Genomic DNA, 14070 nt, shown 5'->3' with positions numbered 1-14070 from the left:
CATTTATATTTTTTCTTGAATACTTCAACTGCATTTGAAGTTTAATAAACGTATATATAAGACAGAAACCTTCTTCTTATCACGGACGCCAATAAACGCGTTTTTTAAAAATACGCTTGATACGGGATTTGTATCAATTATTGGATGAGCTGATGAACGTATTAGAACAGATACTATTATTGAATAAACGAATACATCAAAAATGTTCTCAAACATTTGACAATTCTGTCAAAAACAAAAAGAAAAGAGGTTCTCTTATGAAATTTATGAAAATTGCGGCGCCGGCCATTTTGGTTCTGGTCCTGATGAGTTCAATTTTCGCAAGCGGATGCTTGTCATCGAACAATCAGACCGGCACGGCCAAAGAAGTCGGCATGATTCCGTTTACTTCCGAAAAACAAATGGAAGAATATTTCTCCGCCAATTATGACGGCCATGTTTCCTCCTATAGCACAAACGTTATTCGTGGCGGAGTGATGATGGATTCCGGCAGCAAAATGTCGGGAGCAACAGGAAATGCAACGGTGTCTGCGGAAATGGCTGCGCCAACGCCAACGCCAATGCCAATAGCACCCACCGCACCGGCGACCGACTACGTAGAAAGCGCACAAGATCGCAGTTCGGTGGATCGCGTTTCCGGAACAAATGTTCAAGTGGTCGGTGTGGATGAAGCCGACCTGGTCAAAACCGACGGCAACTACATTTACTACACGCCACAGCTTTGGTACCCGACCAATATGACTTTTGTCAACAATTCCTACGGCGGCTACTACGAATATGAGCAATTCCAAACCACCTTTGTCATTGATTCCTTGCCGCCCGAATTGGCCTCCATTATTTCCAACATCGGACCCGGCGGCAGCCTTTACTTGCTCAATGATACCTTGATTACGATAACATCCAACGCGTTGACCTCTTACAACGTTTCCGACCCGGCAAAACCGGTTCAAACCTGGAGCAAAACGCTGGACGGATATTACATCGAATCCCGGATGATTGATGGGAAATTGTACATGGTTGTCCAAAAATCAGATGTCGGATCCGGCGGACCGATTATTTATATGAACGCCAAAATGAGTTTTGACCGCTGCTACTATCCGGTCGGACCAACGATTATCCGCCCGTCGACCGATGTGACTTACTTTGTCTCCGCTGTGGACATGAAGACCGGAGACTTTGAGGACACGGTTGCTTTGATTGGTTCTTACTCCACAATCATGTACGCCTCTGGCAATAATTTGTACATGACCAATTATTTCTATCCGGATACCCAAGCGATTGAACTTCAATTCATTCAGGCGCACGGTTCCGAATATTATCCGCAAGATGTCATGAGCCAAATCAATAAAGTGATGGGTACCGACTACTTGAGTGAAAATGTCAAGTATATGGCTGTCATGGAAGTTGTTTACAACTACACGGAAAAAATGACCAACGAAGAGCGGGAGAATTATTACAACACTTACAATGAAGCCTGGTCGGCTTACCTCGCTAAAGTCATCAAAGACAGCGAAACCACAACAATCACCCGAATCAATTTGGACAACTTTGCTGTCACTACCGGTGTTGTTCCGGGACAGATTAACAACCAGTTCTCCATGGATGAACATGACGGCTACTTCCGGGTGGCGACAACGGTTGGAAACAGCTGGTTAACCCGGGAAGAAATGACCAACGGGGTTTATGTTTTGGATGAAAAGATGAACATTGTCGGAAGTGTCACCGGTCTTGCCGAAAGCGAGCGGATTTACAGCGCCCGGTATGCGGGAGACCGTCTTTACTTGGTCACCTACAAGCAAGTCGATCCCTTCTTTGTCATTGATTTGAGCGACCCGAAAAATCCGGAAGTTCTCGGACAACTCAAGCTTCCGGGCTACTCGACTTACTTGCACCCGTTGAGTGAAAACTTGGTGGTCGGTCTCGGATATGCGGATGACTGGAAGATGAAGTTGACGCTCTTTGATGTGACGGATGTGAAAAACCCAACCGAACTCGACAGTTATGTGTTCAGCAACTATTCCGGCTCTTCCGCCCTTTATGACCACCATGCGTTTATGTGGGATGCGGGACGGAATTTGCTTGTGATTCCGACGTATGAGCATGCTTATGTCATGCAAATCAAGGATGGCGACATTACCATGGTCAAGGATGATGTCCACAAAGAAGCATCGGTCATCCGCTCAGTATACATCAACAATTTCTTGTACACGTTCTCAGACAAAGAGATTCATATCCTGAATCAGGACACCTGGGATTTGACCAAGAAGATTGAGATTCCGCAGCCCAAATATCCGGAAAATATGTACCGGCCGTATCCGATGCCATACTACTAAAAAGAAATTTGAAAAATAAAATTTGAAACAAAAACAGTAAAACAACAAACGAAAATAAGTTAAAAACGTATAACCGCAATTGAAAAAAAGGATTATTTTAGTTATCCATTTTTTTTCCGTTGCGGTTTTTTTATTTTGGATTTATTTTTATTTCCAATCATTTTGGATTTATTTTTTTTGTTTTTTTATTTTGGATTTATTTTTATTTCCAATTATTTTGGATTTATTTTTTTTGTTTTTTTATTTTCGATTTAATCGCTCATTTTGATTAAAATGATTGAAATTCCTTCTTTTTCAAGTTCTTCCAGACTTATTTTTTTCAATTCGTCAAAAAATTGTTTCTTTTTATTTTCCGCCGCTTGTTCTTTTTCAGGCCAGAAATAGGAGGTGCAGGATGATTTTTTGTCGGCGTGAACGATTGACCGGATTTGATCTTCAAGGTCCGGTGCCGTTTGTCCGCCGGTCATGGCGGCGGCATTGTTTTGCATGACATAAATCAAAAGCGGAACATTTTTTCGGACCGCTTCGGTCAAACTTAAAATGCCGGAATGCGACAGCGAAAAATCCCCTATAACGGCAATTGTTTTTTTGGAAAGGGATGTGCTGATTCCGGAGCCGATGCCGATGGAAGAGCCCAGCGATACGGCGGCATCCATTACGCTGTAAGGGGGAACGGCGCCGTACATGGAACACCCGATGTCTCCGACAATGGAAAGGTGGGTTTTTTCTTTGATTTCGGCCAGCATGTCGAAAAATGCGGGATAAATGCTTTCTTGGCAAAATTCTTTTTTGGCGCCGGCGGTGCTGTGGGGCGGACGGGCCGGCAAAAAAATGTCTTTGAAAACGTGGTCGGTGAAAATATTCTCAACCGCAAAAATCATATCTTCCGGCTTGATTTTTCCAAATGGCACGTGTCCGGTGCGCTTTCCCAAAACATTTCCAAATATTCGGATTTGGTCTTCAATAACCGGCTCGGATTCCTCAACGACCAAAACCCTGGAAAATTCCGACAAAAATTTCCTGATTTTTTGAATCGGGAGTGGAGAGACAATTCCGACTTTCATAAATGAAATGGAAGACTGAAATTCAAAGGTCGAAAAGACTTCCGGGAAACATTGGCCGGAGGTGATGATTCCAATTTCCGGGCAGACCGGCAGGGTTTCCGTGAATTTTGAGGGGATGACCGGAATTGTCGCCGAGGCGGCAGACGGTATGGTTTCCGGGGCGGCCGTCAGAACCGATGCCGGGATTTTTTTGCCGGGGAGAGATATTTTTTTAATTTTGACCGGTGCTCCGGAATGAAAGGATTCGGAATCGCTAAAACAGTGGTCTTCGGACAGTTTTTGTAAAATCGGATCATTGAAGAGATGAAATCGTTGGTGTTTTCCCCGCATTTTCAAATTCCAGATCGTTTTGTCATAAAGCGGAGACAGCCGCGTTTTTTCTTCTTTCGGATTTGCCGGGCCAGCCGGGTTTAAATTCGAAAGGAATTCTTCTTGGCGGGCATGAACCAGTTTTTCGTTCATGGTTTGGTTTAAAACGTCCGCCGTTATTCGGATTATTACCGGCGCGCGGATTTCCTCTGATAATAAAAAGGATTGGCAGACATAATTGTAAATGTCGCGGGGATTGGACGGATCAAAAACAGCTGTCCCGGCAACCGCGCCAAAATACCGGGAATCCTGGCAGTTTTGAGACCCTAAAACTTCCGGGTCGTCGCCGGCGACAATGACAAGACCGGCGCCGGTGGTGTGGGTCATAGCCGTCATGAGGGAATCTAAAAGAATGTTGAGTCCGACGTGTTTCACAAGAATCAGGGAACGCCGGCCGGAAAAAGATGCGCCCAGTCCCCATTCAAAAGCGGTTTTTTCATTCGAAAACCAACCGGAGCCGGGTTTTAAAAAAGAATCGGAAGAGTGAGACATATCCGAAGAACAAGAAGAATCCGAATCTGAAAATAACATTTCCGCAAGATCCGTTATCGGAAATCCGGGGACTCCAAAGGCGAAGGAGACCCGGCAGTCTTTAGCGGCTGAAAGAAACGCGGCGCTTCCGGAAATAAAAGACGAAGGCGAATCCGACTCCTCGATTTTTTGATTCATGCATTAAATTATCCAAATAGATATATAAAAAAATACCGTCCATTCATTTCTTTGTAAAAATTCATATGCTTTGCCTTTGTAATTTTTCAAAGGGGGAGACAACTTAAAATTTTCAATTTTTCCATTTTTTATTTTTTCAGTGGTAAGGTCACTTTTTTCTAAAATTTTCCATGCGAATGATACGTCCTTTGGTCACGAAAATATTTGATCTTCCTCCCAATTATTTCTAATTCTTCTCAATTTATTTTCCAAATCAAGCAAACCCACTTGAAAATTCAAGATGCGTTGCATCTTGAATTTTTCGAATTTGTTAGGATGATGTGGATGTTTGAAACATAATGACCACGGATTGTAAAATTTGAAACAAATGCGGCGGCGCTAAAATTTTAAATAAGACATGACTTTTTATTTTTTTGAAAAAAAAACGTTTCGTCATTTTTATATCATTTTTAAAATCGGGTGCCATAACGCGCGTGCATACTGCTCAAATAAAAATCGGAAATGGGAGCAGCAATACCTCATCAGCGAAATTCTCAAGAACAATAAAAATCCTCAAAAATAAAAAACTAAAAAATAAAAATCCTCAAAAATAAAAAAAATAAAAAAGATACAAAATCGGTAAAATTAATGTTTCCCGTTTCCATAATTCTTTTTTAATTGGTGAATGTGCTCATGAGATTCTGAATGAGAATGCAAATGAATATGTCCTTCTCCGTTTTTAATTTGCGATAATATCTCATTGACGGCTTCTTCAAAATTAAGCGGCAGTTCTTCACAATTAAATCCGATGCAAGACAACAATTGGAACAGCTTAAAGACTTCGGGAGCTTCCAAATTATTGTTTTGAAGCAACCGGATGTCGGAAAAAATCTCCCTCGGCGTTCCCGTTTCAATAATTCTTTCATTCAGCACAATCACCCGGTCGGCGAGTTCCGACAGCAAATTAACATCATGTGTCGCCACAATTGTTGTAATGCCATCTTGGTTGAGCCGGTCAATGATTGCAAGAACATCCCGCTTGCTTTTCGGATCCAAATTGGCGGTCGGCTCGTCGAGCACCAAAATTTTTGGCCGGAGCGCGATAATGGATGCGAGAACCACTTTTTTCTTTTGCCCGAAACTCAAGTGGTGGGGAACCCGGTCTTTGAGGTCGGTCGTTTTGGTCATTTCCATTGCGTCTTTAACTCTCTTTTTAACCTCATCTTCCGAGAGTCCCAAATTGAGCGGTCCAAAAGCAATGTCGTCAAAAACGGTCGGCATGAACAATTGGTTGTCCGGATCGGCGAACATAATTCCGATTTCTTTGACACGGTCTGCATTTTTGTAATCCGAAATGTCTTTTCCGTTGATTTGAATACTGCCCTTGCTCTTGAAAGTATAATTGAGATGAAGAAAGAGCGTTGTCTTTCCGGCACCGTTTGGTCCGACAATGGCAATTTTTTCTCCCGGGAAAACGTCAAAGGAAATGTCAAAAAGTGCTGTTTTTTTGTTTGGGTAAATGTAGGTTAAATGAGAAAGGGAAAGCGCCGGAATTTGATTTTCAATTTTTGATCCTTTCTTTTCTTCCATGTCTTTTCCTTTCCTTTTTATTTATTCTACTTTTTTATTTATTCTTTCATTTATTCTACTTTCATTTATTCTACTTTTATTTATTCTACTTTTATTAATTCTACTTTTATTAATTCTACTTTTATTAATTCTAATTTTTATTGGCTCTATTCTATTCATTTTTGGTTTTTTATTTCTGATTTTCGTTCAATTTAAAATCATCGGCAGAATCACCGGTATTTGAATTCCAATGGCGACAATAATTCCGGCCGCGACGAAAATGTAATCTTTCGCGTACATTTTATTTTTCGTGATAATACCCGGCTTTCCGGAATATCCTTTGGAGGCCATGGATTGAAAAACGGCTTCTCCACGCTCAAAACTGTTGATAAACAGCATGGCGATTGTGTTAGAAACCGATGAGAGGGAGCGCATGGAAATTTTAGGCGTGAACCCTTTGGATGCCATCGAATGCTTCATGCTTTCCGATTCTTTTGAAAAAACAAAAATGTAGCGGTAGGAAAACATCAAAATTTGAAGGATAAATGCCGGGACTTTTAAGTCATACAAAACTTTAACAATCATATCGAATTTGGTTGTTCCCAAAAGAATTGTCATCAATAAAAGTGCCGCAGTCGCTCGAATCAGTATGAGCGCGGCTTGTTCCATTCCTTCCGCTGTCACATTAAAAATCCATATGGAATAAATGTTTTCTCCATCCACGCTCACCAAAAGCGCCAAAACAAAAAGAAAGATAAATAAAAACGGCATTGCCATCGTTCTTAAAACGTATCCGGCCGGAAGTTTTGAGAACGCCCAAATGACGACGGCCAAAATCAAAATGAATGCCGCCGATTCGGCGGACCGGACAATCGATACCGAAAACACAAGCAGTAAAAAAACAATGACTTTCGTCATCGGATTCATTCGGTGAATCGGTGAATTCAAAGTTGAGTAGATTTCGGCCGGCAGTTTCATTTTGTCACGACAAATTGTATTCATTTCAGTTTGCTTATTTTTTTACTTGCTTATTTTTTTGTATTATTCATATTTTTTCTGGACAGCGCATACATCAAAATTCCGGCGATTCCGACAATGTATCCGAGTCCGGCAAATACATTCAACCAGGAAATTCCATGGTCCCCGGCGGCATTTGCGGCGCCGTCCGCCAAATCAATACGCCGTTGGGCGGCGTGTTCTCCGGAAACGACTTTCACCCGGTAAATGCTGACGCTGTCCTTTGGCTCAAATGTCAAAGTACCGGATTCATCTGTTTTTCCGGTCAAATAAAGGGTTTCGTTTTCATTTCCATTGCTTGCAATAATCGAATAAACTTCATAATCACAGTTTGCCATTGGCTCCCCGCCTTGGTACCAAGCTTTGACTTTGATGTTTCCGGTTTCATAACTCATGTATGTTCCATGAGCGGCAGCCGGAACGGAGAGCAAGGCAATCATCAAACAAATCAAGATGAAAAGGGACACGGTTTTTTGAATTTTCATATTATAGTTCCTTTATTTTGTTATTTTTTGTTTTTTATTTTGTTATTTTTTTTGTTATTTTTTGTTTTTAGTTTATTTATTTTGAGGAAGCATTTCCGGTTTAACTTTCGCGATAAATGGAACGATAAACGCGCAAATGACTCCTTCGACAATCATAAGCGGCAGATTCATCACAATCAAAAGAACAAACGTGAGCAACCACGGTGAATTTGAAAAAGTCTGAATAATGCTTGACAAAACCATGAATTTGGATGCGAATTCAGTTACGCTTTCCATGCTTCCAAATGTAATTCCGCCGGCAATGAAGACGGCGGCTAAAAGAAGCGTGGACAAAAGAATCGCAAAGACGCTGGCAACAGCCGCTGAAATTCCGTAATTTGTTTTTTTGGACAGCGCGACAAAAACCGGGTAGGCCAGAAGAGCCGGAAGTCCCATGACAACCGTGTTGACGCCTAAAACCAAAAGGCCGCCATTTCCCAAAAGAAGGGCTTGAAGCAAAAGGCCGACAAAAATACAAACAAACGCAAACGGCCCGAGAAGAATGCCGACGAGTCCCGCCAAAACCAAATGAAGAGATGTCGGAGGAAGCGGAATTCGGACCATGCATGCCGCAAAAAAGGCGGCGGTCGTAACTGCGATTTGGGGAATTTTCTTTGTCATGTCATCGGTATGCTTTTTGCCCCACCAAAGACTCACGGCCAATAAAATAATGGTCACAACCCAGCCGGCCAAAAGCAGCCATTCCGGGAGAACACCTTCTGAAATATGCATTTATACAGACTCCTGAATTGTTTTTAATTTATTTTTCGAAAACTCCAAATGTCGTCACCCTATTTAATGTTTGTTACGAATTTGAAATTTTGTAACAACAAAAATCAGTGTCAAATTATAATTCAGAGGAGGTGCGTTTATTTTTCCCTCCATGTCCAAGAGCAGCGCCGAATTGATAATCACCAGCATAGATCCGATATTATGAATCAGGACTCCTCCAATCGGTCTTAAAATTCCCGGCATGGCTATTTTTAAAAAATGTTGCGGTGACAGCGGTGCCGGAATAATTATCGTAACCCAAAAAAATGAGGAAGTACTGAAAAATTGGAAACAGTCAGATTAAAATTGGATCCGGTTAGATTGAATCGGAATAATTGTTTGGTGTTGTTTTTATTTGTTTTTGACCGGATTGGTTTACATTCTGAAATCTCACCAACTTTTAAAAAGTCATATAATTATATCTTAATAATATATATGTCTTTTATTATAATATTGTTCATTTTTAAGATATTAGTATACTATGCATATTATTATATACCTTTGATTACAATATTTTATGTTAATCAAAAGGGAATCTGGTAACACCGTTTTTATTCAAATAAATTTTAAATTTGATTGTATTATCAGATCCCGCCTTGATCTTATTAAAAACATGATAATTTATGGGTTGATATTTATGAATTATAACAAAATCAGTACAAAGATTATGAAAGCGGGAACTTCCGTTTTTCTTATTATGATGATACTTCTGGCCGGCTTTGTCATGCCTGTGGCGGCAGATCCGGTTGATGTATTGACATCTTCGTGGAAGAGCCCAACCCCTTCCGGCGACGCGCAAATTATTGAGGCCAATGCAACCGGCGAAATAATATTTAACATAAACGGGGCCGGATTGTCTGCCGGTACTTATTATTTAAAAATCCATTTAAAGAACAATGATTCCGGTGATTCAACATCAGGACTTCAGTTTTCGGACGCCACTGCAAAGGGAAGTATTCCGGAGGGATTGGGAGACCAGCTGAATAATACACTGCCAGCATTCAGCACAACCGATGTGAACTACACCTTGAAAAACCCTCAACAATTGTCTTTAAGTGTTTTTGTTTTGGCAAACAGTAAAGTGGCCTACAATAATGAGACAGCGGTTATCACAGCCACCTTATTTAAAGAAGGAGTGGACAGCAATCCGGACACAGAGATCAAAAATATTTCAGCAAAAGCCGTTTGTCAATATCCGACGTTAGATTCCTATTCAAGATATTATTTGATGAATCCGGCTCTATTACCTTCCGGTGTTAATACAACCGTCAATGTAAGTTGCAGATTTTTTGGCGGTACCGCTTATTATAACTTATTTAGAATGACGAGTATGAGAATTTACAACCAAGGATATGTATTGGATTTTTCAGATGTTATCATTACAATTAATGGTATTCCGACAAAATATTCAGAACTTCCAAACCCTAAACCGGTTACATTTTTAACGGAGGGCGGACTGCCCTTGGAAGATGGAAATAAATTATCTTTTTCCTCCACGGCATTATCCAAATTAGACCATAACGCCACAATGAAATTTCAAATCCAATTAACGGATGAGTTTAAATATGTCGGTTCAAATGCGCCTTCTATTGATTTTACAGGACTCAAAGAAACCGCCGATGTAAAAATAAATAACCGCGGTCCGGTTGAGCATTTGAACACAGGCGCATCCGGTGAGCTCTTCCCGCACACTCCGCCGGGAGTTATCGCCGTCGCTGAAGAAGATCAAATGACGAAACCAGTGTTCATATCTGCTGTTTCACAAACATCTTCTTACATTATGGCGAATTCCTTGCAATATGGCGGGGGAGTCCGCGACCATTTTAAATATCAAGAGTTATTCAGAATCGGATTTAGAGGAGCGATCCGAGATGGGGAAAATGTCATTGTTAATGTGGAAATCCCAAACGGTGTGACAGTAACACATCTTCGTCTTCCCAAAGAAGGCGATGATACTGTATTTAAAAATATTACTCTTATGGACAAGGATGGAAATTATAAAAAATATGGCAATTCTTCTTCTCATGGGATCAACCTCTCTACCGAGCATCCGGACAATAATCTCACGGGTAATTTCAACTTCGGACCCGGAGATGACATTACTTTTGAAATTGAGGGATTGCTTAAAATGACGCCGAATTCGATGGGTGGATCTTCATATTCTGATAGTCACTTGATTCATGTTGTCGGTACGACAAACGAAAGCGTGAATACAGGCTCACCGACATCGAAAAAATTAAGTTTTAAAGGAAAGGTTACCGGAGCCGAGGTAAGAGAGACTTTCTATAACGTATCTGTGATTGATGAATACAAAGCAACTACCTACGTAACATCTGCTAATTATGTTAACGGTAGTTCTGTGAATCAAGGAGAAACATTCCCTCTTTTGAGTCAGTTTAACGCTTCTACTTATCCTTATTGGTCCGCACATCGCACAAATCCCTTAAATCCGTTAGAAACCAGTCTATTTCCAAATCCGGTGGTTTATTTCAGTATTCCTCCGGGAATGACCGTAAAAGATGCTCACCTCCAGAATAAAGAATGTGCAACCGCTCCGATAAAAGATATTCAAGGCAATGAAATTATTTTTGAAAAAAATATATTTGACAACGCCGGATATTGGAAAGACGACGGCGGTAAATTGGTGGAAGTGAAATTGAAAAAGAAAGTATCCGATGGAGAGAATAATTTTTGGCTTATTTACAATAATAGCCTTGCCAGATATACCGTCCAACTGGATGTAGAAGTTCCCGTAGATTATGTCGGTCCTGAACAGATTTTGATCCCTCGCCAATCCGTTCTATTGACAACGTGGGACCCAAAAGCTATTGATGCCTCTTCAGGCGGATCCGGCGGCGGTTTGGCTACATTAAGCAATGTTCACATTACTAATCCACCTGTCAATGATCTTCATGTAAAAACGGGTACCGTTACACCTTATGGCAGTGACAAGACAGCATTAAACATCGTGCGCGCCAAAACCGTTCAGGCGTACGTCTCCACAAAAACATCTGGCGGATACGCTTCTTATGATCCCGACAATACGGCTTCCATTCCGGAACTCAAAGCCGGAAGTTCCAATGAAGAGTTTAAAATGTATGTCAACAATGCCGGAGAAACGGATTACACCAACGCATACGTTTATTTTATTTTGCCCAAAGGCACCGGTTGGAAAGCAACAATCAATAAACCGCTGACGGTTGAGCCATCTTCGGGAATGGAAACCGGCAGTTACAAAGTCTATTACACGACAAACACGACAATTACGACAGGCCAGACACTTGATTCCGGAAACCTGGCAGGTTATGGATGGACGGAAATGAATTTTGACGCCAACAATAAATCAACGACAGTCTCAGATGAGTTGAAAAATATTACAGCCGTTCGGGTTGAATTTACCACCCTGAAAAAAGGAACGGATTTGAAACTTTATTTGCCGTTTGAACTTCCAAAAGTCGATGAGGAGGTACATTATGGAGACACAGCGGCTGGTCAAACTCTCTATTATTTTGACAACAGCTTTAAAAGCGATAAAGGTTTTACGGGCGCCATTAAATTGATTCAATCGGACAAGCCGGTGATCATGGGAGACAATGCCGGAACGCCGGTGGCAATTGGCGGTTCGGTGGATGTCACCCACGAAACCGGTACCATTCCGGATTGGACGACCGTTTATACCTATGATGACTTTACGGAAGATATCCACTTGGCAAAGGTGGAAGTTAATTTCACACCGAAGGTTGGAAGTCCGACGAATACAACAATTGAGACCGGTTTTACAAATGCCAGCTATGTGAAAATGTTGGGAGCTTCTTCTCCCGACCCGAATTATGTCGCCGGAAATAAGGTCATCATCCCGGATGCTTCATCTCTTGTAAATGTAACAACCCCGGGAACCTATACGATTACATATTACACAACGGATGATTTTGACAATCAGATTCAAACCGGATCACGGCAAATTGTTATTAAGAAAGACCCTTCCACAATCGTTTTAGATCCTGTTCCCGCAAAAGACATCTTTTGGAAATCCTCTGTTCCGACAACACCCGCAAACAATGGAACTTGGGAAGACTATTACAGAACATTTATGACCGGAAATGATACAAATGTCCCGATTTCTCTTGACAAATTCAAATATGAAGGTCATGGGGCCGGTGGAGCTTTTAACATCAGTGAGCCTGGAACATATGTTTTGATCTACAATTACACGGACAGCGGTGACAACACCGTCAATAAAAGTATCACGGTTCATGTCAAATACAACGGGACGTTGTCCGGAAATGTGACCGGAAACGGACAACCTGTCGGAAGTCAAAGTGTTTCCGTGGATACCGGGTCGGTCAGTTCGGCAACAACCGACAGCAGTGGAAAATACACTTACGCATTGAGCGCCACAACAACGGACCCGAAAAATGTCAGTTACAACGCGTCTTTAAGCGTTGTTCCGGCCGGCTTAATCCTTCCAAGTCCGATTCCGTCCAAGAACGGCGTTGCCAAGGCGTCGGATAACGGCGCCCCAAAGGCGGATTTTGTTTTGGATCCGGTAACCATTAATGTGACATTTACCGACCCAAGCAATTGGATAAACTCGGTGTCGCTTTACAACAGCAGCGGATCTAAAATACAAGAAATCAATATCAGTGACATTGGTTCCGACACGTATTTCTTGTTCGAAAAAGAAGCCGGACAGGGCTGGTTTGCGGCAGATGATTATTCTATCACCGTCAATATCAAACCCGGATACAAACCGGCTGGAGGCAGCGAATTCACTCAAAAAGATTCGGCGATGCAATGGAGTATAACTGCGTTTACGATGGCAAATGAAAACATAACCATTATTGGCGGAGATTCAGCCGACGCGCCGATTATTGCCGGACATGTCTGGGATGATGAAAATCATGACAGCATATGGGACAGAGAAATTGAAATCGAACCGCTGATTTCCGGGGTGGAAGTCAAATTATTAAACAGCGACAGCGCCGAGGTTGAAACGACAAACACAGACGAAGACGGATTTTACTACTTCCCCAATGTTGAAATTGGCAGCAGTTATTTTGTCCAAATCAACCTTCCGTCCGGATTTAACCACGCGTCCGACTTCCAATTGGACCAAATGATCGATAAGGACAATGACTACAAATCCGAACTGATTTTGATCTCCGAAAACATGGGTGAACAAATCCAATATTGGGGTGTCAACGCCGGTTTCTATTACGCCCAAGACAACCCGGGATCGGGCGGTCCGGTCGGAAACGCGACCATTGTCCCAATGTCGGAGCCGATGAAAGGCACGGAAGAAAAACCGCCGGAAGAAAACAAAACGCCGGAAGTTGTCGTCGCTCCCTTTGACGAAAACCCCCCGGTCAATCCGGAGAGTTTCTCAATGCTCGGCTTGATTTTTGTTTTGTTGTCAGTTTTGCTGGCTTTGCCTCAACTGCTGCGTATCTACAAAATCAAATCCGAAAAACAAGAAAAGAGTGTGACTTTCCATATTCTGGCGATTGTCCTTGCGGTCATTATATTGATTCTCTTCTTCCTCTTCTACAGTTTGAGCGGAGAAATGAATTACTACAATACAACGGACTTGGTTTTGGCAGCCGCCTTTATTGTTGAGGCGCTCCTAACAGCCAAAGCCTATGGTAAAATTTAAAAAAACAATAATTTTTAACCAAAATAAAATCCGGATTTTAACATCTCGGTCAACAGCGGCTTTTGCCGCTGTTGTTTCTTTTTTTACGAATTATATCTGTTTTTTGGTTATTTTTGGTTAAA

At 41.7% G+C, this 14070-nt stretch carries 7 protein-coding genes; 2 read left to right on the top strand and 5 right to left on the bottom strand.

What is annotated here, in order from left to right:
* The first annotated feature begins 257 nt into the window (after positions 1-257).
* Positions 258-2333, top strand: coding sequence for a beta-propeller domain-containing protein (locus MsAm2_RS05080; RefSeq protein WP_338097184.1), 2076 nt, complete (start codon positions 258-260; stop codon positions 2331-2333).
* Positions 2334-2584: 251 nt separating this feature from the next.
* Here the strand turns inward: MsAm2_RS05080 and MsAm2_RS05075 are convergent, their stop codons facing one another.
* The 5 genes from MsAm2_RS05075 to MsAm2_RS05055 form a co-directional block, all read right to left on the bottom strand.
* Positions 2585-4435 (bottom strand): thiamine pyrophosphate-dependent enzyme, encoded by a 1851-nt coding sequence (locus tag MsAm2_RS05075; RefSeq protein ID WP_338097183.1) that lies wholly within the window; start codon positions 4433-4435, stop codon positions 2585-2587.
* A 624-nt stretch (positions 4436-5059) separates the two neighbouring features.
* Complete coding sequence (locus MsAm2_RS05070; protein WP_338097182.1) at positions 5060-6004, bottom strand: energy-coupling factor ABC transporter ATP-binding protein; 945 nt, start codon at positions 6002-6004, stop codon at positions 5060-5062.
* 186 nt (positions 6005-6190) lie between these two features.
* A complete protein-coding gene (gene cbiQ, locus MsAm2_RS05065; protein ID WP_338097181.1) occupies positions 6191-6985 on the bottom strand; it encodes a cobalt ECF transporter T component CbiQ in 795 nt (264 codons plus the stop codon).
* A 26-nt stretch (positions 6986-7011) separates the two neighbouring features.
* Positions 7012-7485, bottom strand: coding sequence for a hypothetical protein (locus tag MsAm2_RS05060; RefSeq protein ID WP_338097180.1), 474 nt, complete (start codon positions 7483-7485; stop codon positions 7012-7014).
* A gap of 72 nt (positions 7486-7557) precedes the next feature.
* Positions 7558-8256 (bottom strand): energy-coupling factor ABC transporter permease, encoded by a 699-nt coding sequence (locus tag MsAm2_RS05055; protein WP_338097179.1) that lies wholly within the window; start codon positions 8254-8256, stop codon positions 7558-7560.
* A 676-nt stretch (positions 8257-8932) separates the two neighbouring features.
* Between MsAm2_RS05055 and MsAm2_RS05050 the strand changes: the two genes are divergently transcribed.
* Complete coding sequence (locus tag MsAm2_RS05050; protein WP_338097178.1) at positions 8933-13948, top strand: SdrD B-like domain-containing protein; 5016 nt, start codon at positions 8933-8935, stop codon at positions 13946-13948.
* The last annotated feature ends 122 nt before the right edge of the window (positions 13949-14070 follow it).

The sequence above is a fragment of the Methanolapillus ohkumae genome (genome assembly GCF_032594355.1).
GTDB lineage: Archaea > Halobacteriota > Methanosarcinia > Methanosarcinales > Methanosarcinaceae > Methanolapillus > Methanolapillus ohkumae.
This window is presented reverse-complemented; position numbering and strand designations above follow the sequence as displayed.

What these genes read in the sequence shown, in the direction of transcription:
- MsAm2_RS05080 (WP_338097184.1), top strand. Translation starts at nt 258, where the DNA reads ATGAAATTTATGAAAATTGCGGCGCCGGCCATTTTGGTTCTGGTCCTG.
- MsAm2_RS05075 (WP_338097183.1), bottom strand. Translation starts at nt 4,435, where the DNA reads ATGAATCAAAAAATCGAGGAGTCGGATTCGCCTTCGTCTTTTATTTCC.
- MsAm2_RS05070 (WP_338097182.1), bottom strand. Translation starts at nt 6,004, where the DNA reads ATGGAAGAAAAGAAAGGATCAAAAATTGAAAATCAAATTCCGGCGCTT.
- cbiQ (WP_338097181.1), bottom strand. Translation starts at nt 6,985, where the DNA reads ATGAATACAATTTGTCGTGACAAAATGAAACTGCCGGCCGAAATCTAC.
- MsAm2_RS05060 (WP_338097180.1), bottom strand. Translation starts at nt 7,485, where the DNA reads ATGAAAATTCAAAAAACCGTGTCCCTTTTCATCTTGATTTGTTTGATG.
- MsAm2_RS05055 (WP_338097179.1), bottom strand. Translation starts at nt 8,256, where the DNA reads ATGCATATTTCAGAAGGTGTTCTCCCGGAATGGCTGCTTTTGGCCGGC.
- MsAm2_RS05050 (WP_338097178.1), top strand. Translation starts at nt 8,933, where the DNA reads ATGAATTATAACAAAATCAGTACAAAGATTATGAAAGCGGGAACTTCC.